Origin of the sequence: Mycobacterium sp. 852002-40037_SCH5390672 (genome assembly GCF_001665875.1) — a bacterium.
Taxonomy (GTDB): Bacteria; Actinomycetota; Actinomycetes; order Mycobacteriales; family Mycobacteriaceae; genus Mycobacterium.
Genome location: NZ_LZTA01000081.1, coordinates 14,142 through 35,816 on the forward strand (window position 1 = coordinate 14,142; position 21,675 = coordinate 35,816).

23 protein-coding genes, 1 tRNA gene and 1 pseudogene are annotated in these 21,675 nt (G+C 68.2%); 5 read left to right on the forward strand and 20 right to left on the reverse strand.

The window, feature by feature from the left end; all coding sequences use genetic code 11:
- Positions 1–38: 38 nt before the first annotated feature.
- The 5 genes from A5782_RS14170 to A5782_RS14190 all read right to left on the reverse strand — a co-directional run bounded on the left by A5782_RS14170 (position 39) and on the right by A5782_RS14190 (position 3,465).
- Positions 39–800 (reverse strand): 3'(2'),5'-bisphosphate nucleotidase CysQ, encoded by a 762-nt coding sequence (locus A5782_RS14170; protein WP_067101235.1) that lies wholly within the window; start codon positions 798–800, stop codon positions 39–41.
- Positions 801–907: 107 nt separating this feature from the next.
- The gene (locus A5782_RS14175; protein WP_067100894.1) at positions 908–1,723 is read right to left on the reverse strand and encodes an SCO1664 family protein; all 816 of its coding nucleotides are present in this window, start codon (positions 1,721–1,723) and stop codon (positions 908–910) included.
- Positions 1,707–2,294, reverse strand: coding sequence for a DUF3090 domain-containing protein (locus A5782_RS14180; protein ID WP_067100900.1), 588 nt, complete (start codon positions 2,292–2,294; stop codon positions 1,707–1,709). The genes A5782_RS14175 and A5782_RS14180 overlap by 17 nt, the downstream gene beginning before the upstream one ends.
- Before the next feature lie 60 nt (positions 2,295–2,354).
- A complete protein-coding gene (locus A5782_RS14185; protein ID WP_067100903.1) occupies positions 2,355–3,116 on the reverse strand; it encodes a histidine phosphatase family protein in 762 nt (253 codons plus the stop codon).
- Between the two features lie 46 nt (positions 3,117–3,162).
- Positions 3,163–3,465, reverse strand: coding sequence for a hypothetical protein (locus A5782_RS14190; protein ID WP_067100906.1), 303 nt, complete (start codon positions 3,463–3,465; stop codon positions 3,163–3,165).
- Between the two features lie 110 nt (positions 3,466–3,575).
- Between A5782_RS14190 and A5782_RS14195 the strand changes: the two genes are divergently transcribed.
- Genes A5782_RS14195 through A5782_RS14205 form a run of 3 tightly spaced genes read left to right on the forward strand, consistent with a single transcriptional unit; the run spans position 3,576 to position 6,012 of the window.
- Positions 3,576–4,643 carry a YncE family protein gene (locus A5782_RS14195; RefSeq protein WP_369815623.1) on the forward strand — a complete coding sequence of 356 codons (1,068 nt, stop codon included), beginning with the start codon at positions 3,576–3,578 and terminating at the stop codon, positions 4,641–4,643.
- Complete coding sequence (locus tag A5782_RS14200; protein ID WP_067100909.1) at positions 4,640–4,909, forward strand: DUF5703 family protein; 270 nt, start codon at positions 4,640–4,642, stop codon at positions 4,907–4,909. Before A5782_RS14195 ends, A5782_RS14200 begins: the two co-directional genes overlap by 4 nt.
- 32 nt (positions 4,910–4,941) lie before the next feature.
- Positions 4,942–6,012: a quinone-dependent dihydroorotate dehydrogenase gene (locus tag A5782_RS14205; RefSeq protein ID WP_067100912.1), complete on the forward strand. Its 1,071-nt coding sequence runs from the start codon at positions 4,942–4,944 to the stop codon at positions 6,010–6,012.
- A 1-nt stretch (position 6,013) separates the two neighbouring features.
- On the opposite strand, the gene A5782_RS14210 is transcribed toward A5782_RS14205, so the two are convergent.
- The 3 genes from A5782_RS14210 to A5782_RS14220 form a co-directional block, all read right to left on the reverse strand.
- Entirely contained in the window at positions 6,014–7,375 is a 1,362-nt protein-coding gene (locus A5782_RS14210) for an HNH endonuclease signature motif containing protein (RefSeq protein ID WP_067100916.1), read from the reverse strand.
- Positions 7,376–7,501: 126 nt separating this feature from the next.
- Positions 7,502–8,032 (reverse strand): YbhB/YbcL family Raf kinase inhibitor-like protein, encoded by a 531-nt coding sequence (locus A5782_RS14215; protein ID WP_067100919.1) that lies wholly within the window; start codon positions 8,030–8,032, stop codon positions 7,502–7,504.
- Between the two features lie 35 nt (positions 8,033–8,067).
- Positions 8,068–9,441 (reverse strand): M20/M25/M40 family metallo-hydrolase, encoded by a 1,374-nt coding sequence (locus A5782_RS14220; RefSeq protein ID WP_369815624.1) that lies wholly within the window; start codon positions 9,439–9,441, stop codon positions 8,068–8,070.
- 112 nt (positions 9,442–9,553) lie between these two features.
- On the opposite strand from A5782_RS14220, the gene A5782_RS14225 reads away from it, so the two are divergent.
- Positions 9,554–9,639, forward strand: a tRNA-Leu gene (locus A5782_RS14225).
- 6 nt (positions 9,640–9,645) lie between these two features.
- On the opposite strand, the gene A5782_RS14230 is transcribed toward A5782_RS14225, so the two are convergent.
- Complete coding sequence (locus A5782_RS14230; protein WP_067100922.1) at positions 9,646–9,852, reverse strand: hypothetical protein; 207 nt, start codon at positions 9,850–9,852, stop codon at positions 9,646–9,648.
- A 69-nt stretch (positions 9,853–9,921) separates the two neighbouring features.
- Here A5782_RS14230 and A5782_RS14235 point away from each other — a divergent pair.
- Positions 9,922–10,599: pseudogene (locus A5782_RS14235) on the forward strand (phosphoribosyltransferase); the annotation flags it as partial.
- 34 nt (positions 10,600–10,633) lie between these two features.
- On the opposite strand, the gene A5782_RS14240 reads toward A5782_RS14235, so the two are convergent.
- From A5782_RS14240 to ftsW, 11 genes are all read right to left on the reverse strand, one after another.
- Complete coding sequence (locus A5782_RS14240; RefSeq protein WP_067100928.1) at positions 10,634–10,969, reverse strand: hypothetical protein; 336 nt, start codon at positions 10,967–10,969, stop codon at positions 10,634–10,636.
- 91 nt (positions 10,970–11,060) lie between these two features.
- A complete protein-coding gene (locus tag A5782_RS14245; RefSeq protein WP_067100930.1) occupies positions 11,061–11,858 on the reverse strand; it encodes a DivIVA domain-containing protein in 798 nt (265 codons plus the stop codon).
- Between the two features lie 272 nt (positions 11,859–12,130).
- A complete protein-coding gene (locus A5782_RS14250; RefSeq protein WP_007770770.1) occupies positions 12,131–12,421 on the reverse strand; it encodes a YggT family protein in 291 nt (96 codons plus the stop codon).
- 166 nt (positions 12,422–12,587) lie between these two features.
- A complete protein-coding gene (locus tag A5782_RS14255) occupies positions 12,588–13,235 on the reverse strand; it encodes a cell division protein SepF (protein ID WP_067100933.1) in 648 nt (215 codons plus the stop codon).
- A gap of 66 nt (positions 13,236–13,301) precedes the next feature.
- Positions 13,302–14,087, reverse strand: coding sequence for a YggS family pyridoxal phosphate-dependent enzyme (locus tag A5782_RS14260; RefSeq protein WP_067101246.1), 786 nt, complete (start codon positions 14,085–14,087; stop codon positions 13,302–13,304).
- A 5-nt stretch (positions 14,088–14,092) separates the two neighbouring features.
- Positions 14,093–14,800, reverse strand: coding sequence for a peptidoglycan editing factor PgeF (gene pgeF / locus A5782_RS14265; RefSeq protein ID WP_067100936.1), 708 nt, complete (start codon positions 14,798–14,800; stop codon positions 14,093–14,095).
- Between the two features lie 79 nt (positions 14,801–14,879).
- A complete protein-coding gene (ftsZ, locus tag A5782_RS14270; protein WP_067101243.1) occupies positions 14,880–16,037 on the reverse strand; it encodes a cell division protein FtsZ in 1,158 nt (385 codons plus the stop codon).
- Between the two features lie 268 nt (positions 16,038–16,305).
- Positions 16,306–17,292, reverse strand: a complete 987-nt coding sequence (locus tag A5782_RS14275; RefSeq protein WP_067100939.1) for a cell division protein FtsQ/DivIB — start codon at positions 17,290–17,292, stop codon at positions 16,306–16,308.
- On the reverse strand, positions 17,289–18,773 hold the full coding sequence (murC, locus tag A5782_RS14280) for a UDP-N-acetylmuramate--L-alanine ligase (RefSeq protein WP_067100942.1): 1,485 nt from the start codon (positions 18,771–18,773) through the stop codon (positions 17,289–17,291). Before murC ends, A5782_RS14275 begins: the two co-directional genes overlap by 4 nt.
- Positions 18,770–20,005 (reverse strand): undecaprenyldiphospho-muramoylpentapeptide beta-N-acetylglucosaminyltransferase, encoded by a 1,236-nt coding sequence (gene murG / locus A5782_RS14285; protein WP_067100945.1) that lies wholly within the window; start codon positions 20,003–20,005, stop codon positions 18,770–18,772. Before murG ends, murC begins: the two co-directional genes overlap by 4 nt.
- Positions 20,002–21,675, reverse strand: a complete 1,674-nt coding sequence (ftsW, locus tag A5782_RS14290) for a putative lipid II flippase FtsW (RefSeq protein WP_067101249.1) — start codon at positions 21,673–21,675, stop codon at positions 20,002–20,004. The genes murG and ftsW overlap by 4 nt, the downstream gene beginning before the upstream one ends.

The following is a 21,675-nucleotide window of genomic DNA, read 5'->3' on the forward strand; positions in this document are numbered from 1 at the left end:
AGGCGGGCCGACGATGCAGCCCGCGCAGCGGGCTGACGTCACCCGCCGCGGATGGCGCCCAGCAGAATCGGCGCCAGCTCGGCGCGGCACATCACGAAGTCGGGCAGATACGGGTCGAGTTGGTTGTAGCGCATCGGTGATCCGTCGAGCCGCGACGCGTGCATGCCGGCGGCCATCACCACCCCGGCCGGGGCCGCCGAATCCCACTCCCACTGGCCGCCCGCGTGCACATAGGCGTCGACGTCCCCGTCGATGATGGCCATCGCCTTTGCGCCGGCCGACCCGATCGCCACGGGCTGGATGGGCAATGTCTGCCGCATCCGATGCAGCACCGCGGGAGGACGGGTGGCGCTGACAGCGATGCGGATGGTGTCGTTGACACCCGCCCGCGCGGCGTCGGCGGTCACGGTGTCGCTGCGGTAGACGATGTTCCCGCGGGCCGGCAACGACACCGCCGCGTCGGTGATTTCGCGCTGGCCGTCGCTGGGGCGCTGCCACAGCGCGATGTGTACCGCCCAGTCGTCGCGCCCCGGCGTCGAGAACTCCCGGGTGCCGTCCAGCGGATCGATGATCCACACGCGATCGTGCTCGAGCCGGGACAGGTCGTCGTAGGCCTCCTCGCTGAGCACCGCGTCATCGGGCCGCTCCGCGTGCAGGCGCCGCAGGATCAGCGCATTCGCAAGGCTGTCCCCCGCGTCGCCCAGCGCCCAGGGATACCCGAAGCCGACTTCGTCGCGGACTTTGAGCAGCAACTCCCCCGCGTCAACGGCGAGATCGGCGGCCAGAGCGGCATCGGTCATCTCGTCGGCGGCGGGGTTCACCGCTTCAGTATCGCCGACGGTGTAACGCGGCCTTCACCGATGGCGGCGACCCGCTGCGCCGGGCGGCGCCGTGCTTGCGATCACCGCTAGAAAGCCGGCCACGGAATGGGGCGATGCCGGTTGGGTCCGGGCATGACGGGATTGTCCAGCAGCGCGTGTGCGCGCATGCGCAGAGCGGCGATCTCGGCCCGGGTGATCTGCTCGGCCAGTTCGTCGCCGAACTGATCGTCGAGCGCATCGGCCAGGCGGGCCACGGCTTCCAGGGTGTGATCGTCGATCGGCTTGCCGGCCCATCCCCACAGCACCGTGCGCAGTTTGTCCTCGACGTGCAGGCACACACCGTGGTCGACCCCGAAGATGTGGCCGTCGAGGTCGCGCAGCACGTGGCCGCCCTTGCGGTCGGCGTTGTTGACCAGCACGTCGAACACCGCCATCCGCCACAAACGAATGTCGTCGGCGTGCATCAGGACGACCTCATCGCCGGCGTAGTCGAGGGCCCGCAACACCGGCAGATAACCCGGCTGCTTCGTGCCGGCCGGAAACAGGTCGACCAGATCCGGCCCCGGCCGCGGCTCGGTATCCACCGCGTCACCGGGTTGCTGCACCCATTGCTGCAACATGCCCGGACCCGCCGGTCCATGGCGAATGATCGTGTAGGGCACGATGTTCCAGCCCAATGTCGCGGACACCAGATACGCGGCTCGTTCACGGCCGGCCAGCGTCCCGTCCGGGAAATCCCACAGCGGCGCCTCCCCGGCGACCGGCTTGTAGACGCAGTGCACGCTGGACTCGCCAAGCGTCGATTCGCATAAGAAGGTGCCGTTGCTGGCCGAGCGGATCCGTCCGATGACCGTCAGCTCGCCGTCACGCAACACCTCACGGTCGTCAGACCTCGGGGTCATCGTCAGGCCCGAGCAGCGCACTGCGCCGATATCCGTTGGCGCGTGCGCAGATATGGCCCTCCGGATCTAACGGTTCATCGCACAGCGGACACGGCGGACGTCCCGCCGAGATGACGCGATTGGAACGGGTGGCGAACTGGCGCGCCGACTCCGGCGTCAAGAACACCCGCACCGCGTCGGGGCCCTCTTCGGTGTCGTCGAGCACCACGGACGCGTCGAACTCGGCGTCGGTAACCGCCAGCAGCTCGACCACCACGGTCTGGGCCTCCGAATCCCAGCCCAGGCCCATGGTTCCGACCCGGAATTCGGCATCCACCGGGGTGACCAACGGATTGAGGTCCTCGATCTCCGCAGGCTCCGGCGGAACGGGCGTGCCGAACCTGCGGTTCACCTCGAGCAGCAGCGCACCGATGCGTTCGGCGAGCACCGCAACCTGCTGCTTCTCCAATATCACCGACACCACTCGGGCGTCATGCACAGCCTGGATGTAAAACGTGCGATTTCCGGGCTGGCCGACGGTCCCGGCCACGAAGCGGTCGGGTGTGCGGAAGACATGAATTGCGCGGGCCATGGCACTTCCAAAATACCGGCTGTTGCCATCACCGTGCGATCCGATGGGGCGGCCGCCGAATTAATCCGTGGAACCGCCGACCACCGCGTCGCTGGACGGCACTGAAGCGACCGATTCCTGAGGCTCTCCGTTGGACTTGGGATCGGTCTCCGGCGTCGCCTCTTCCTTCGCCGGGGGCCCGGCCCGCAAGGAGGCGGACAGCCGCGCACCGGTGTGGTTGACGTGCAACACAAACGGGCGCAGTTCGGTGTAACGGATCACACTTACCGACGCCGGGTCGGCGGTGACGCGCTGGAAGCCGTCCAGATGGATTCCGTACGCGTCGGCGATGACCGCTTTGATGACATCACCGTGAGTGCAGGCGACCCACAGCACATCGCCGCTATGCGCTCCCCCGGTTTCCAAGGCCAGCCGGCGGTCGTGCTCGCGCACGGCGGCCACCGCGCGCGCCTGCACCTGCGCCAGGCCCTCGCCGCCGGGAAACACCGCCGCGCTGGGGTGGGCCTGAACGACCTTCCACAATGGCTCGCTGACCAAGTCGCCGAGTTTGCGGCCCGTCCATTCCCCGTAGTCCACCTCGGCAAGCCGATCGTCGACCAGCGGCGTCAGGCATAGCGCGTCGGCCAACGGCTCGAGGGTGCGCCGGCAGCGCAGCAGCGGCGAACTGACCAGCGCCCGGATCGGCAGATCGCCGATCCGGTCGATCAGGCCAGCGGCTTGTTCGCAGCCTTTGTCATCGAGGTCGACGCCCTCGGAGCGACCGGCTAAGACGCCCGCCGTGTTCGAACTCGAGCGGCCGTGCCGTAACAGGATGACGGTCATATCGACCACGACGGTACCCGGTGTACGGGTCCGCGACCGGAGGTGACTAGCGCGAAACCGGCACCGCGTGCGCTATGGAGTCGCGCACCGCGGCGCGAAGGCTGCGCTCGTCGGTGAGGTCGATGTTCACCACGTCACGTACTGCCGTGGCGACCACCTCGTCGGCCTGCGGGACGGGTCCGGCCAGGCGTGGCCGGTAAACCTCGACGACAAGAGAACGGTTCTCGATGTGGAACGAAAAGCTCCGCCCGTCACCGACTTGCCCGTATCCGCTAGCGGCAATGCCGGTCGACATGTCCTCGACAGCAAACTCTTTCTGCGTCATATGACGGTCAGCGGTGACGGCCATGAGCCGACGATACCTCGCCGGTAGCGTCGCATGTATGCAGCATGGCCCTAGTGAACGCGAAAGCGTTCCTTAGAATTTGTGTTCCACCGCCGCACCACGAGGGAAATGAATTGCTGTCACGACCGGGACGTCACAAGCTGGCAGCTCAATGCGGTTTATCGAGCCTCGCGGTTTTGCTGGTAGCCATAGCCGGATGTTCATCGAATCCGCTTCAGACCGCGCCGCCCACCATCGAACCGGCGAGCGCCGCCGTGTCGCGGCCGGCATCACAGCAGCCGGCCGGCGCGGTGCGGCCCCTGGCCGGTCACGCCGCGGCGGCGGTCTTCGACGGCGGCACGCATCAGCTGGCGGTCCTGACGCCCGGCGCCGACCCGGCCGCGCCCGCCAGCGTCACCGTGTTCGGCGATCCGCAGGTCACGCCCCGCGTCCTCGAGTTGCCGGGACCGGCGACCGCGCTGACCGATGACGGCCACGGAACCGCCTACCTGGCCGGGCGCGGTGGTTACTTCGCGGTCGAGCTGTCCGCCGGTCGCGCGACGCAGGTGAGTGTCGCCGACGCTTCTCAGACCGAATTCACCGCGGTGGCGCAGCGCGCCGACGGCAAGCTGGTGCTGGGCAGCGCCGACGGCGCCGTCTACACCCTTGCCCCCGAGGCACCGGGCACCGTGACCAGTGCGACCGTCGTCAACCGCAACAAGATCTTCGCGCGCGTCGATTGGCTTGCCACACAAGGCAATACGACCGTGGTGTTGGACCGCGGACAGACATCGGTGACGACGATCGGCGCCGACGGTCACGCTCAGCAGGCGCTGCGGGCGGGCCGGGGCGCCACCACCATGGCCGCCGACCCGGCGGGCCGGGTGCTGGTCGCCGATACCCGTGCGGGCCAGCTGCTGGTGTACGGCGTGGATCCGCTGATCCTGCGCCAGGCCTACCCGGTGCCGCAGGCGCCGTACGGCCTGGTCGGCTCCCGCGCGTTAGCCTGGGTTTCTCAGACCGTTTCCAATATCGTCATTGGTTACGATCTGTCCACCGGAATTCCCGTCGAAAAGGTGCGTTACCCGACCGTGCAGCAACCGAACTCGCTGGCCTTCGACGAAGCGTCAGACACCCTGTACGTGGTGTCGGGTTCCGGTGCGGGAGTTCAGGTCATCGAGCATGCGGCGGGTACGCGTTGACCGCGGCGCGGCGGAGCCGGCTGCCCGCGGGCTGGGACACCGAGATGTCCGACGAATACGAATGGGCGCCGCTTCGTTTGCCACCGGAAGTGACCCGGGTCAGCGCATCCACCCGATTGTCCATCGAGGCCGAATACCGCGGCTGGGAGTTGACCAGGGTGCGGCTTTACACCGACGGCAGCAGACGAGTGTTGTTGCGCCGCAAGAAGTCTCGTATGGACAGCGCCAGCTCCGAGGGGCGACGGCCCGACCAGCCGGAACTGTGACGGCCGCCCCGCCACACGAGGGCGGACACCGCATGTACGGTCTGCTGCGACAGGTGTTTTTCCTGATCCCGCCCGAGCGGATTCACACGCTGGTTTTCGCCTTTCTGCGAGGTGTCACCGCGCTCGGCTGGACGCGGAGGTTGCTGCATCGGCTGCTCGCCCCGACGGATCCTGCGCTGGCCAGCACGGTGTTCGGAGTGCGCTTTCCCGGGCCGTTGGGACTGGCGGCCGGCTTCGACAAGGACGGGCTGGGGTTGCTCACGTGGGGGGCGCTGGGGTTTGGGCATGCGGAGGTCGGGACGGTCACGGCCAACCCGCAACCCGGCAATCCGGCGCCCCGCATGTTCCGGCTGCCGGCCGACCGGGCCCTGTTGAACCGGATGGGCTTCAACAACCTTGGTGCCGGCGCGCTGGCGATGCGGCTCACCCGGCAGCGGCCCGAGGTGCCGATCGGGGTCAACATCGGCAAGACGAAGGTGACGCCGGCCGATGAGGCCGTCGACGATTACCGGGCCAGTGCCCGGCTGGTCGGCCCCCTGGCGTCCTACCTCGTGGTCAATGTCAGCTCGCCGAACACGCCCGGGCTGCGTGATCTGCAAGCGGTCGAGTCGCTGCGGCCCATCCTGTCCGCCGTGCTCGCCGAGACGTCCAAGCCGGTGCTGGTGAAGATCGCGCCGGATCTTTCCGATTCCGACGTGGACGAGATCGCAGACCTGGCAGTCGAACTCGGGCTGGCCGGCATCGTCGCCACCAACACCACGGTGTCGCGGCGCGGTTTGAAGACACCCGGGGTCGACGAGCTGGGTCCCGGTGGCATCTCCGGGCCGCCGGTGGCACGCCGCGCCGTCGAGGTGCTGCGCCGGCTTTACGGCCGAGTGGGCGATCGCCTGGTGCTGGTCAGTGTCGGCGGCATCGAGACCGCCGACGACGCCTGGGAGAGGATTACCGCGGGCGCATCGCTGCTGCAGGGCTATACCGGCTTCATCTACGGAGGAGGCTTGTGGGCCAAGCAGATTCACGACGGCATCGCCCGGCGGCTGTACGACGGCGGTTTCGCCACGCTCGGCGATGCCGTCGGCTCGGCGTCGCACACACCGGATTAAGTCACGCCGCGCCGTCCTCTGCCTCACACAGCAGATCCTCGGGGTGATGGAAGGCGTTGGTTCGTCGCTGGCCGCGATCCAGATGCGGAGGCGGGATCCATTCGGTATCGCCCTTGGCGTTCTTGCGGGTGATCCAGCCTCGTTCAGCCAGGGGATGATGACCACCGCAAGCGAAGGTCAGTTCGTCGATGTCGGTGTCGCGACACGTGGCGTAACTGGTGACGTGGTGAACCTCGCAGTAGTAGCCCGACACGTCGCAGCCGGGATGAGAACATCCACGGTCCTTGGCATACAAGACAATTCGTTGAGCAGGTGATGCCAGGCGCTTGGTGTGATACAGCGCGAGCGCCTTGCCCTTGTCGAAGATCGCCAGGTAATGGTGGGCATGACGACTCAGGCGGATCACGTCCGACATCGGCAGGATGGTGCCACCGCCGGTCAAACCCTTCCCGGCGGCGGCTGCGAGCTCCTTGAGTGTGGTGGTCACGATGATGCTGGCCGGTAATCCGTTGTGCTGACCCAACTTTCCGCTGGCCAACGTCGCTCGCAGCGCCGCGTTGAGCCCGTCGTGATTACGCTGACCTGCGGTGCGGGTGTCGTGCTGCACCGCCTCTTCAGACGGGGCACCGTCCAGCACCGGCGTGTCGTCGTCGGGATTGGCCATGCCGGGGGCGGCCAGCTTGGCCAGCACCGCCTCCCAGCTGGCGCGGGCCTCCGGCGTCAACCACCCACTCAGGCGCGACATGCCGTCGGCCTGCTGATTGCCGAGCACCAGCCCACGCGCCCGCGCCCGGTCCTCGTCTGTGTAGCTGCCGTCGGGATCGAGGCAGTCCATCAGGCGGCGGGCCAGCTTGGCGAATTGATCAGGCCGAAATTCGGTGGCCTTGGCCGCCAGGTGCTTCTCGGCGTGCTCACGGGTGTCGAGGTCGACGGACTCAGGCAAGTGGTGGAAGAGCCGCCGTATCACCGCTACGTGGTCGGCGCCGATCGCCCCGTCGCCCTGGGCCGCCGCCGTGGCGGGCAGCACCGGCGCCAACGGCTCACCGGAAAGTGCCCGGCGCGGGCCCAGATCGGCGGCCTCGGCGATGCGGCGGCTGGCTTCCCCGCGCGTGATGTGCAGGCGATCGGCCAACGCCCAGGACAGCTTGCCGCCCAATTCGGTCGAATCCGATTGCTCGCCAAGCTGATTGATGAGCTGATGACGTGGCGTTTGGAGTTTGCGGGTTGCGTATTCGAGTTTCTCCAAGAGTCCCAAGCGTTCCGGGTTGGTCAGCGCCTCATAGGAATGCCCCTGAAAGCGAGCAGCCACGGCGCACAACGCGTCAACGTCGTCCTGGATCTGCTCACGGTCAATCGAACGCACGTTCGAATACTACTGCCGGCAACCGACAAATCCCGCCGCCGTGAAAACCGGGACGAAAGTGGCGCAAGTGATTTCGGGCGGACGCGTCTGCGGGCCGGAGCCCTCTTTCGGGCCTTAGCCCCTGCCCTACTTCTGCTCGTAGGTGGCGTGGATGACCGCCCGCGCTATGGCGTGCTGAAACAGGTTGAAGCCGAGGAAGGCCGGGCTGGCGTCCTCGGGAAGGTCCAGCTTCTCGGTGTCCACGGCGTGCACGGCGATGTAATACCGGTGCGGGCCGTGGCCCGCGGGCGGCGCGGCCCCGATGTAGCGGCGCTGACCGGCGTCGTTGACCAGGGTCAGGGCATCGCCGGGCAGGTTGCTGCCATCGCCGGCGCCCTCGGGCAGCTCGGTGACGTCGGCCGGCAGGTTGGCCACCGCCCAGTGCCAGAACCCGGATGCCGTCGGGGCGTCGGGGTCGTAGACGGTGACGGCGAAGCTGCGGGTCTCGTCCGGGAATCCCGACCAGCTCAGCTGGGGGCTGACGTCTTCACCGCCCGCACCCATGATTCCGCTGACCTGCGGTTTGGCCAAGGGCTGACCGTCGGTGACCGATTGCGAGGTCAACGTGAAGCCCGGCAGCTTCGGCAACGATGCGTACGGGTCAGGAGCAGTGCTCATGGTGTCCTCTCGTGTGGTCGGCGTGCGTATGTCGATTAGCAGTGGGTCAGGAAGTGGGCCAGCACGTCGGTGCCGAACCGCAGCGCATCGATGGGTACCCGCTCATCGACGCCGTGGAACAGTGCGGTGAAATCCAAGTCCGGCGGCAACCGCAGCGGGCTGAACCCGAAACAGCGAATACCCAAGCGCGCAAAGGATTTCGCATCGGTACCGCCGGAGAGCATATACGGCACGGTACGGGCGTCCGGGTCGAACGCCAGCACGGCGGCGTTCATGGCATCGACCAGGTCACCGTCGAAGCTGGTCTCATAGGACGAGAAATCCTTGATCCACTCGCGCGTCACGTCCGGTCCGAGCAGCTCGTCGATCTCGGCCTCGAACGCCGCCTTGCGGCCGGGCAGGATCCGGCAGTCCACCACCGCCTCGGCGATGGCCGGGACGACGTTGGCCTTGTATCCGGCCTTGAGCATGGTGGGGTTCGCGGTGTCGTGCAGCACGGCCTTGAGCATGCGAGCCATCGGCCCCAGTTTTTCGATCGCTCCGCGCAGGTCACCCGATTCGGTGTCGAAGGTGAGTCCGGTCTCCTCGCTGACGGCGGCGAGGAACTGCGCGACCGCGTCGGTGACCACCAGCGGAAACTGGTGGCGGCCCAGGCGGGCGACGGCCTCGGCGACGGCGGTGACGGCGTTCTGGTCGTGCACCATCGAACCGTGTCCGGCCGGGCCCCGGGCGGTGAGCTTCATCCAGGACAGCCCCTTTTCGGCCGTCTCGATCAGGTAGAGCCGACGTTCGCCCCCGTCCCGGCGCGGCACGGTCAGCGAGAATCCGCCCACCTCACCGATCGCCTCGGTGACGCCGGTGAAGAGCTCCGGCCGATTGTCGACCAGCCAGTCCGCTCCATAGGTCCCGCCATGTTCTTCGTCGGCGACGAACGCGAAGATCAGGTCGCGCGGGGGCACGATGCCCGCCCGCTTAAAGTGGCGGGCCACCACGAGCATCATGCCCACCATGTCCTTCATGTCGACCGCGCCGCGACCCCAGACGAAGCCGTCTTTGATCGCACCGGAGAACGGGTGCACGCTCCATTCGGTCGGCTCGGCCGGCACGACGTCGAGATGCCCGTGGATCAGCAGCGCGCCACGGGACATGTCGGCACCCGGCAGGCGGGCGAACACGTTGCCGCGGCCCGGGGCGCCGGATTCGACATAATGCGGTGCGTAGCCGACCTCGGCCAGCTGCTCGGCGACCCACTGCGCGCAGTCGGCCTCACCCTTGGTCGTCTCGGGTTCGCCGGTGTTGGTGGTGTCGAACCGGATCAACTTGCTGACAACCTCGACCACGTCGTCGCTCGGGTTGGATGGCACCTCGGTCGCCCCGCTCTGGATGGTCACAACCACCTTTCCTACCATTGCCGCGGCCGCATGGCTCGATGCCGATCATCGAGAGGTCCCGAGGAGCTGGGTTGGGTTCGCGGCGGGCGATCCGATAGCCTTAGCTGCCAACCCGTGCTGGTTTGGCCTTGTCCGAGTGGCGGAATGGCAGACGCGCTAGCTTGAGGTGCTAGTGCCCTACTAATGGGCGTGGGGGTTCAAGTCCCCCCTCGGACACCCCTATCACTGCCGGATACGCCGCTTCGGTGGCGGGTAGACGACTCTGGCGATCGTCGCCGACAGCCAACCGATCGCCCACCCGCCGCACACCAGCAGGAACGTATGCCGGGTGCCGGCGTCGCTTGCCGTCGAAACCACCGCCAAGATGACCGCCCAGACGATCGCGCAGCTGATGCTGTAGGTCGTATAGGTGCCGAATCGCCGTCTCATCTCACGGATCCTTTCCGTTGCCACCGCACGTAGCCTGGAGGTAGGCCCAGTAGCCGGGAGTGTAAACGCATGAACCGATCGAGTGGCTTTGTCCGGCGGACAACACCGAAGACGTTCGTCGACCGACGCGAGGCCGGACGCGCGCTGGCGCAGTGGCTGGCGGCTTACCGCGGCCGGGGCGATGTGCTGGTATTCGGGCTGGCCCGCGGGGGCGTGCCGGTGGCCTGGGAGATCGCCGCGGCCCTGGGGGCCCCGCTCGACGTCTTCCTGGTTCGCAAGCTCGGGGTACCGCAGTGGTCGGAGTTGGCGATGGGCGCTTTGGCCAGCGGCGGTGGCGTGGTGATGAACGACGACGTGGTGGCCAGCCTGCACGTCACCGACGAGCAGGTGCGGGAGGTGATCGACAGCGAGACCGCCGAGCTGGTCCGGCGCGAACACGCCTACCGGGGCGGTCGCCCGATGGCCGACCTGCGCGACAAGATCGTCGTGTTGGTCGATGACGGAATCGCCACGGGCGCAAGCATGCTCGCCGCTGTACGCGCCGTCCGAGCCGCCGGCCCGAAATCGATCGTGGTCGCTGTCCCGGTAGGACCGGAGTCGACCTGCCGCGAGCTCACGCGGGAGGCCGACGATGTGGTGTGCGCGACCATGCCGTCCGGATTCGAAGCGGTCGGGCAGGTTTACGACGACTTCCATCAGATCAGTGACGAGGAGGTACGCGAGCTGCTGACCACGCCGACCGGCTGAGCGCGTCGCACCGCCGAGAGGGCGGCGGAGAGTATTACTGGGCGGGCTCGTCGCCGCGGCCGTCGGCCGCGACCTTGGATTCCTCGGTCTGCGCGGTCTCACCCGTCGCCGCCGGTTCGCCCTCACCCGGGACTTCCTCGGGGTAGTCGACGTAGTCGTCCTCGTCGGCCTGGGCCTCGTCGGCATCCTGGGCTTCGTCGCCGCCCAGCTCACGGTGCTGGCGTTCGCGCAGTGCGTCGAGGATCAACAGCACCACGCCTACCACGCTGGCGGCGATGCAGACCCAGGCCACCAGCTCATTGCTCGTGACGACGGCGAACACCAACGCGACGAGCCCGATCAGGGCCAATACCAGCGCAATGATGAGCATCAGTCATCCTCCAAGCGACGAACGGGACCGCGGTTTCAGGACCTAGTGTGCCAACCCCGAAGCTCGGCGAGCGACCGGCACGCCCGAACGGCTAGTTGTTGCCCCGGTTGAACTGTTCGAAGCTGCCCGCATCCGCGCTGGAATCCACGGGTGCCGCGGATCCGCGCTGCCCGAGCTCCTCCAGCTGAGACTCCAGGTAGGTCTTGAGGCGGGTGCGGTATTCGCGCTCGAACGTGCGGAGCTGCTCGAGGCGGCCTTCCAGAACGGTGCGCTGCTGGTTGATGGTGCCCATGATCTCGGAATGCTTGCGTTCGGCGTCGGCCTGCAGGGCGTCGGCCTTTTCCTGGGCCTGCCGCAACTGGGTTTCCGAACGGGTCTGCGCATCCGCGAGCATCGCGTCGGCGCGCTGCCGGGCCTCGGTGACCGTGGTCTCGGCGGTGCTGCGCGCCTCGCTGAGAATCTGGTCGGCGTTGGCGCGGGCGTCGGCCAACATCTTTTCCGACTCGTTCTTGGCGGTCGTGGTCAGGCGGTCCGCGGTGTCCTGCGCCAGCGTCAGCACCCGAGCGGCCTTCATGGCCTGCTCCTCGTTGTTCACCGCCGCGGCCGGGGCGGCGGCCGGCGCCGGCTTGACGGGTTCCGGTTCGGGGACGGGAATCGCCTGGGTGGGTGCCGCGGCGGCGGCCGGAGTGGCCGAGCCGCCACCGGAGGCCAGCTCGTGGTCCAGCTCTTCGATCCGCTGGCGCAGATCGCTGTTCTCTTCGATGAGCCGCGTCAGTTCGGCTTCCACCAGATCGAGGAAGGCATCCACCTCGTCTTCGTTGTAGCCCCGCTTGCCGATCGGTGGCTTACTGAACGCCACATTGTGGACGTCGGCTGGTGTAAGCGGCATTGTTTCGTCCCCTCAAGTTCCTGTCGAACGTTCTGGAAAGTGTAGAACGCAGCGGTAGCCGTAGTGCAACTGCCGTCCATCCTGTCACACCAGGCGCGACCGTTGCTGATTAGCCTAATAAATAAGGGCCAATTTCAAACGGTGAGGCCAATAAAATCCGAAACCTTAGAAATTTAAAATCGCGGGAACCAAACCGACGCTAAAACGTGGCCGAACCGTCTCCGGGCCCGGAATGGGTTCACGCCGACGGGCCGGCACGGGGCCCATGGAGGCTAAGCCGCGGCGCCGAACGCCAACTGCATGCCGATGAACGCGACGAGCAACAGCACCATGATCGACAGGTCGAAGCGGACCGCTCCGATGGTGAGTTGCGGGATCAGCCTGCGAAGCAATTTCACCGGCGGATCGGTGATCGACAGGATGATCTCCAGCACCACCACGGTGATGCCGGTGGGATGCCAGTCCCGGCTGAACGAGCGGATGAACTCGACGACGACCCGAGCGATGAGCAGCAGCCAGAAGATGAACAGCGCAAACCCGAGGATCTGAAAGAACAACACCAACTGAAGTGCCCCGACCTTACCCGTGAGAAGCCAAGCGATGCCAAGCGCCGCGGACTGGCGCAGCGCCTGCCAGCGTACCGACTCCCAGTAAGGGGCCTCATCTCACGTGGCGTTTCAGCCCTTCGGGAAACCGAACCACCGCCGGGCAGCGGCGCGGCGGATGCGCCTATTGGTAAGCGTAGAAGCCGGTTTCGGCGATCCGGCGGCGCTCCTCCGGGGACACGTCCACATCGGCGGGCGACAGCAGGAACACCTTGGTGGCGACCTTGTCGAACGAGCCGCGCAGGGCGAAGGCGAGGCCGGCGGCGAAGTCGACGAGCCGCTTGGCGTCGGCGTTGTCCATCGAGACCAGGTCCATGATCACCGGGGTGCCGTCGCGGAAACGCTCGCCGATGGTGCGGGCCTCGCTGTAGTCCTTGGGCCGCAACGTGGTGATCTTCGACAGTGGGTGCCCCTCTTCGAACATCATCGCCATCCGGCGCGGGTCCATGGCCAGCGCTCCGCGGGTGGAGTTGCGCAACCACGACCCGAAGCGGGGGCCGCCGGCCCGCTCGGCGCGGTCGAACTCGCGGGGGTGGACGGCACCGTAGCGGGGCTCGTCTCCGTAGCCGCCGCGATAGCCGGCGGGAGGCGGATAGTCGGCGGGCTCGCGGCGCGGATCGTCGTAGTCGTCTTGCTCGTAACGGCCGTATCCGTCGTCAAATCGCGGGCGCGGGAAACCACGCGATGGAGCGTGGTCGTCGTAATACTCGTCCTCGTAGTCGTCCATTGGGGCCATACCGAAATAGGCCTTGACTTTGTGCAGTGTGCTCATTGCGTTGACCCTTCTAGCCCCTGGGAGTACTGGTGTTAGTGATAAAGCTGTTACTGCAGTGACTACTTACGGTGACGGTAACCGCCGTGGGCCCATTAGCGCGGTACCGACACGCACACACGTCGAACCGTGTTTGACGGCGATTTCGAAGTCGTTGGACATGCCGGCGGACAGCCCGACGGCGTCACGATGCGACTCGAGAATCCGGAGATGCTCGGATCGGAGCCGGTCAAAGGCCTCGTCGGGGTCCGAGTTCAGCGGCGGAATCCCCATCAGCCCCACCAGGTCCAGGTTTTCGGAATCCTCCACCTGCGCGCACACCTGATCGACGGCCCCAGGTCGGGCAATGTCGACGCCGCCGCGAGACTCGTCGCCGTCGAGGCTGACCTGAACGTAGATCCGCATCGAATCGGTGCGGCGGCCCTCGGCCAGGGCCGCCGCCACTCCCTTGTCGAGCGCGGTCACCAGGTGTGCGCTGTCGACCGAGTGAGCGGTGTGCGCCCAGCGCGCGACCGACCGCGCCTTATTCCGCTGGATATGGCCCACCATGTGCCAGCGCGGATTTCCGACGTTCGCCCGTACGGACGCTGCCAGCAGTCGGGTGACTTCGGCCACTTTCGCCGTCGCTTCCTGATCCCGCGATTCACCAACGGCGCGACAACCCAATCGCGACAAAGTCACAACATCGGTTGCTGGAAAGTATTTGGTAATCGGCAAAACTTCGATTTCACCGACATTGCGGCCGGTCGCTTCTGCCGCCGCGGCAAGGCGCGAGCGCACCGACGCCAATGCGTGGGTCAATTCCGATTCGCGGTCGCTTCGACTGTCCGCGGCTGGTATTCCTACCGCCATCGCGGTCACTCCATCCAGACCAGTGAGGCCAGCCGGCCGGTCGGCGCATCCCTGCGATGACTGAACAATGCCGGGTCGTCCACCGTGCATCGCGGATCGATGTCGATCGCCGTTACACCCAAATCCCTTAGCTGACAAGCGATTCCGGCCCGCAGATCGAGTCCGGGAGTTCCGGCGGTAGTGGTGGTACGGCTTCCCGGCAACGCCGCCTCGACCTCGTCGGCCATCGCCGCGGGCACTTCGTAATTACGACCGCTGACCGCCGGGCCCAACAAAGCCGAAATGTCTTCGGGTAGGGCGCCGAGCTGCAGCATCGCCTCCACCGTTCGGGCCACCACCCCGCGCTGGGCCCCCACCCTGCCGGCATGGACCGCTGCGGCCACACTGGCCCGCGGATCGGCCATCAACACCGGAACGCAGTCGGCGGTCACCACCGCCAGGGCGAGCCGCGCCGTACGGGTCACCAGCGCGTCGGTCTCGTCGACCGCGGCGTCCCGAGCCCCGTCGACCACCTCGACCCGATCACCGTGCACCTGGTTCATCCACACCACGCGGCCGGGGCGCAGGCCGACCGCTGCGGCCAGCCGGGCCCGGTTCTGGGCCACCGACGCCGGATCGTCCCCGACGTGGTCGCCCAGGTTGAAGGTGTCGAAGGGCGGCTTCGACACACCACCGGCGCGGGTGGTTGTCACCCGCCGGATGCGAACGCTCACGTGACCAGTATCCGGGTTCCGTTGTCGGCCAGCCGGCCCCGACTGTTCCGGTCGGGGGTCCAGGGTCACGGGCATGTTCTCAGCGGCGCATGAAGGGCGGCACGTCGACGTCGTCGTCATCGCCGCCAATATTCAAGGTCGAACCGTTGGTGTGAACCGGCACGCTGACCGCGTCGACCGGTTCGAACAACGTCGAGGTGAGCTTGCCCGCCTTCGCCGACTCGATCCGGTGCGCCCCGCCTTTTTCTTCCTTATCGGCGCTGCCGCCGATAACGGGTTTGCGGCCGCCGCCGGCGGCGTCGAAGCCCGCGGCGATGACGGTGACGCGCACCTCGTCGCCCAGCGAGTCGTCGATCACGGTGCCGAAGATGATGTTGGCGTCCTGGTGGGCGGCGTCCTGCACCAGCGAGGCGGCCTCGTTGATCTCGAACAGGCCCAGGTCGCTGCCGCCGGCGATCGACATCAGCACGCCATGGGCGCCCTCCATCGAGGCTTCCAGCAGTGGCGAGTTGATGGCGATCTCGGCGGCCTTGAGCGAGCGGCCCTCGCCGCGGGCCGAGCCGATGCCCATGAGCGCGGTGCCGGCGCCGGACATGATGCCCTTGACGTCGGCGAAGTCCACGTTGATCAGACCCGGGGTGGTGATCAGGTCGGTGATGCCCTGCACGCCGTTGAGCAGCACCTCGTCGGCGCTGCGGAAGGCGTCCATCAGCGACACCGCGGCGTCGCCCATCTGCAGCAGCCGGTCATTGGGGATCACGATCAGGGTGTCGCAGCTCTCGCGCAGCGAAGAGATGCCGGTCTCGGCCTGGTTGCCGCGCCGCTTGCCCTCGAACGAGAACGGCCGGGTGACCACGCCGACGGTCAACGCACCCAGCTTGCGCGCGATGCTGGCGACGACGGGCGCCCCGCCGGTGCCGGTCCCGCCACCCTCACCGGCGGTGACGAACACCATGTCCGCGCCGCGGAGCAGCTCCTCGATCTCGTCCTTGGCGTCCTCGGCGGCCTTGCGGCCGACCTCCGGGTCCGCCCCGGCGCCCAGGCCACGGGTGGACTCGCGCCCGACGTCGAGTTTGACGTCGGCATCACTCATCAACAGCGCTTGCGCGTCGGTGTTGATCGCGATGAACTCCACGCCTTTGAGGCCTTGTTCGATCATCCGGTTGACGGCGTTGACGCCGCCGCCACCGATACCCACGACCTTGATGACGGCCAGGTAGTTGTGCGGGGGGGTCATCATTCGTCTTCCTCCCTGATGGGCTTGGCTCTCCCGGCGGTGGGCTCCTCCGGACGTTCGCGGCCCTCCCTGGCAAACCCTCAACCTCAACCATAGAGTTAGAGTTATGTCAAGTAGTTCCGCGCAACCAGAACGGTATGGGTAGGGCGCGCCCTAACCACGCAGGCGCGCCGACACGCGTCCCGCAAATTTTGGGCAATTTTCCGGCGTCGGGCGGCGTCAGCGCCGTTCGTCGGCGCATCGGAGCCGTGCGACGTGACGAAGGTCGCTACTTGACCGTGGGCAGGTCCGGACTGGACACGTCGTAGGTCTTGCCGGGCTGGGTCAGCAGCGCGGCCAGCTTCTCGGCTTTTTCGTCGGTGCGGTCGGTGGTCCCCCAGATCACCACTCGACCATCGCCCAGCGTCAGGGTGATCGAGGCCACCGAGGGCGCCGCGATCCGGCCCACCTGACCCTGGACCTCGGGCCGCAGCGCGGTCAGCACCTCCAAGGCCGCCTTGGTCGCCGGATCGTTGGGCCCCGGGTCGGCGACATCGAGGTACGGCAGCGCCGGTGGCGGCGGCCCCGTTGCGAAGTCCACGCCGTCGCGGTCGAAAAGGTGCGGCCCGTCGGGAAAGTCCTTGACCGCCACCGGAACTCGCTCGACGATGGTGATCCGCAGCGCCGACGGATACTGGCGCTGCACCCGGGCGCTGGCCACTCGCCGGATCGCCGCCACCCGGTCGGCGACCTGGCTGGTGTTGATCTGCAGCAGCGGCGTTCCGGGCCGCACCCGCGCCGCATCCAGGACCTCTTCCCGGGTCACCACCCCGGTGCCGACGACCACGATGTTGCGCGCCGACATCGCGGGCGTGAAATAGAGGATCAACGCCAGACCGATGCCCACGACCACCAGCAGGACGGTCGCCAGCAGCATCTTCAGGCCTCGAACGACGCCGCGCGCAACGGGTTTGGGCTCGTTGACCAGCCGTCCGTTGGCCCGGCGCTTCGCCTCGCGGCGGGCTTCTTCGATCGCGGTGGCCCGGGCCTGCGCCGCGCGGCGCTCGGCTCGTTCCCGGCGAGCGCGCCGGCGAGGCCCCTCGACGTCGGCCTGGTCGGCCTCGTGATCGGGCTGTGGGCCGGCTTCCTGCTGGTTCGCGCTTGCTTCGGTGACGAGCGGCTCGGTGACCGCGCTGTCCTCGGCGTCGCCCGATGGCTGGCTGTCGGCCCGTTCGCCGACCACGTTGGTCGGGACCGGGTCGAGCGGCTCCGTCATCGCAGCGCCCCGGGGGCGCTGCGGTTCGCCCGCACCCGCAGCGCCGTGACGATTTCGGGACCCAGCAGGGTCACATCGCCTGCTCCCATGGTGACGATGACGTCGCCGGGCCCGGCGACCGCGGCCACCTGCTCGGCGGCCGCGGAGAAGTGCGGGAGATAGCGCACCGGCACACTCACGTGCTCGGCAACGCTGGCCCCGCTGACACCAGCCAGCGGTTGTTCGCGAGCGCCGTAGACGTCGAGAACGAAAACCTCGTCCGCCGCGTCCAGCGCCTGCCCGAACTGCTCAGCGAAAGCCTTTGTGCGCGAATACAAATGGGGTTGGAACACCGCGATGCTGCGGCCGTCGCCGCTCTGCTCGAGCAGGGTGCGGACCGCGGCCAGCGTTGCGATGATCTCCGTGGGGTGGTGGGCGTAGTCGTCGAACACCCGCACCGACGCCGCGCTGCCGACCAGTTCGAATCGGCGGCGCACGCCCTCGAAGCCGGCCAGGCCGTCCAGCACGGCGTCGGCCGGAGCGCCGATCTCGAGTGCCGCCAGCAGTGCGCCCATCGCGTTGAGCGCCATGTGGCGGCCGGGTACCGACAACCGCATCACCCGCGGGTGCCGCGCCGGGTCCAGTTCGGGGGCCAGCTGGATCTGCGCGACGGCTTCGGTGCCCTGCTGCTGCCACGACAACAACGTGGCGGCCAATTCGTCGCCGGGGTGCGGCGACCCGCCCTGCGGCGCAGATCCGTAGCGCAGCACCCGAATACCCAGCTCGGCCGTGCGTTTGGCCAGCGCGGCCGCCCCCGCGTCGTCGACGCACACCACGAGCGCCCCGCCGGGGGCCAGCCGCTCGACGAAGGCGTCGAACACCGCGACATAGGCGTCGGCGCTGCCGTAGAAGTCGAGGTGATCGGTCTCGATGTTGGTGACCACGGCGACGTTGGGCGTGTACTCCAGCAGCGAGCCGTCGCTTTCGTCGGCCTCCGCGACGAAGCAGTCGCCGCTGCCGTGGTGGGCGTTGGTGCCGGCCTCCCCCATCTCGCCCCCGACCGCGAATGACGGGTCGCGCCCGCAGTGCTGCAGCGCCACGATCAGCATCGACGTCGTCGTCGTCTTGCCATGCGTACCGGTGACCATCAGCGTGGTGCGCCCGGCCATCAACTTGGCCAGCACGGCCGGCCGCAGGATCACCGGAATGCCGCGGCGACGGGCCTCGACGAGCTCGGGATTGGTCTTCGGGATGGCGGCGTGGGTGGTGATGACCGCGGTGGCGCCGCCGGGCAACAGATCCAGCGAGGACGCGTCGTGCCCGATGTTGATGAGCGCGCCCCGGGCGCGCAACGCGTGAATGCCGCGTGACTCCTTGGCATCCGAGCCGGATACCAGCCCGCCGCGGTCCAGCAGGATTCGGGCGACGCCCGACATGCCGGCTCCCCCGATGCCGACCATGTGCACCCGCTGCAGCTCGGGTGGCAACTGCCCGGTGTTCACGTCTTTCCTCCGGCCGCCGACCGACCGCGCTGCGCCTTCCTGGCGATGTCCAGCGCCGCCTGGGCGACCCGGCGCGCCGCATCGGGATGTCCCACCTGCGCGGCGGCGGTGGTCATGGCCGCCAACCGCGGCGGGTCGCCCACCAGCCCCGCCACTTCCCGGGCGACCAGCTCGGGCGTCAGGTCGGCGTCCGCGACGATCATGCCGCCACCGGCGTTGACCACCGGCAGCGCGTTGAGCCGCTGCTCGCCGTTGCCGATCGGCAGGGGCACGTAGATGGCCGGCAAGCCCACCGCCGAGACCTCGGCGACCGTCATCGCACCGGAGCGGCAGATCACCAGGTCGGCGGCCGAATAGGCCAGATCCATCCGGTCGAGGTAGGGCACCGGCACGTACGGCGGGTCGCCCGGCAGGGGGGCACGAAGGTCGAGCGTGTTCTTGGGACCGTGCGCATGCAGGACGGCCACGCCGGCGGCGGCCAGCGCGGCGGCCGCGCCGGAGACGGCCCGGTTCAGCGATGCCGCGCCCTGCGAGCCACCGAACACCAGCAACACCGGGGCGTCGTCGGCGAAACCGAAGTGTCTGCGCGCTTCGGCGCGCAGGGCCGCCCGGTCCAGCGCGGTGATGGCCTCGCGCACCGGCACCCCGACCACCTCGGCGCGCGGCAGCCCGCAATCGGCCACCGCGGAGAGCACCCGCTCGGCGCTGCGGGCGCCGACCCGGTTGGCCAGCCCGGCACTGGCGTTGGCTTCATGGATCACCACCGGAATCCGGCGGCGGCGCGCGTCCGCAGAGGGCACGCCGCGGGCGGCGAGATAGGCCGGCAGCGCCACGTACCCCCCGAAACCGATCACCACGTCGGCGTCGACCGCCCTGAGCACGGCGCGGGTTTCGCGGACGGCCCGCCACACCCGCGAGGGCAGCCGGGCCAGGTCGCCGCTGGGTTTGCGCGGCAGCGGCACCGGCGTGATCAGCTCGAGGTCATAGCCGCGCTCGGGCACGAGCCTGGTCTCGAGCCCCCGGACGGTGCCCAACGCGGTGATCCTGACCTGCGGATCGAGCGCACTCAGCGCGTCGGCGACGGCCATTGCCGGCTCGACGTGACCGGCGGTCCCGCCACCGGCCAGCACGACCGACAGTGGCTTTAGAGACGTAAAAGACGACAACGCGGCACCGGCGGGCAAGGGGTTTACCCCCCGCCCGCCGGTCGGCTTGTTGACCGTGTCGTTCACCCGTAACGCTGACCTTCCAGTGCGCGTGCGCGTCGTGGCTGACGCTGGCCGGCTCCAAGACTCGCATAGCGCTGGCCAGATCCATGATGCCTCGCCCGTGAACGGGCGGCGCCCCCAGTCTGGCGAGCCGGCCGGCCGGCCGTTCGCGGCAGCGGCGCATCGGCCTTGCGCGACCCCTTGCGCCCCGGCGCGCCAGCGCTCTTGCGCCCGGGTGCGCCAGCGCTCTTGCGCGACGCCTCGGCCGACTTCGGACGAGCCCGCCGGCGGTCGCGGAACGCCTCCACGCGCGTCGGCGAATAGGGCTCGGGCAGCGGCAGCCGCAGGATCCGGTTCACCTTGTCGTCGCGGCCGGCCCGCAGGGCGGCCACCGCCTCGGGTTCGTGACGCGCCGCATTGGCCATGATGCCGATCATGAAAAGCGTTGCCGCCGTGGATGTTCCACCGGCAGAAATGAGTGGCAGCTGAATACCGGTGACCGGCAGGATCCCGATCACGTAGCCGATGTTGATGAACGCCTGGCCCAGCACCCACATCGTCGTGGTGGCGGTCAGCAGCCGCAGGAACGGGTCGGCCGAGCGGCGGGCGATCCGCATCCCGGTGTAGGCGAACAGCCCGAACAGCACCAGCAGCGCAAAGGCGCCGATGAACCCGAGCTCCTCGCCGATGATCGCGAAGATGAAGTCGTTGTGGGCGTTGGGCAGGTAGTTCCATTTGGCCACGCCCTGGCCCAGCCCGTCACCGAAGACGCCGCCGTGCGCCAGCGCGAACTTCGCCTGCCGAGCCTGGTAGCCCGTGTCCTGCGGGTCGTTCTCGGGGTTGATCCAGGACCGCACCCGGTCCGACCGGTAGCCGGCCGACATGGCCAGGACCGCGCCGGCCACGAAGACGGCCAGCAATGAGGTGACGAACACGCGCAGCGGCAGGCCGGCGTACCACAGCAACGCCAGCAGGATGATGCCCAGCGACACCGTCTGCCCGAGGTCGGGCTGTGCCACGATCAGCGCCAGCGCGATCACCGCCGCCGGCACCAGCGGAATCAGCAATTCACGCAGGCTCGCCCGCTCCAGGCGGCGGGCGGCCAACATGTGCGCGCCCCAGATCGCGAAGGCGATTTTGGCCAGCTCGGACGGCTGCATCGAGAACCCCGCGACCACGAACCACTTACGAGATCCGTTGGCCAGGTTGCCGATACCGGGAACGAGCACCAACACCAGCAGGATGACGGTGACGACGTAGCCGGTGAACGCGACCCGCCGGATGAAGCGCACCGACATCCGCAACGAGGCGTAGCAGGCGACGAGCCCGATCGCCGTCCACAGCACCTGCTTGCCGAAGATCACCCAGGCCGATCCGTCGGCGTCGTAGGACCGCACGCCCGACGCCGACAGCACCATGATCAGCCCCAGCGTCGTCAGCAACCCGGCCACCGCGATGATCAGGTGAAACGATGTCATGGGCCGGCCCAACCAGGCGCCGAACCGGCCGTGCGAACCGCCCGCGTCGGCGGTGGCCTTGTCTTTCTTCAGCGGCTTGGCGGCCTTGTCGGCCTTGGCTGGTGAGGCGTCTTCTTCCGTCGTGGCGTCGGCGTCTTCGGCCGGCCCCGGCTCGGCCGTGGCGGTCTCGGTGCTGTCTTGGCCCCGGCGCAGCAGCCGGGTCAGTGCGTTACCCAC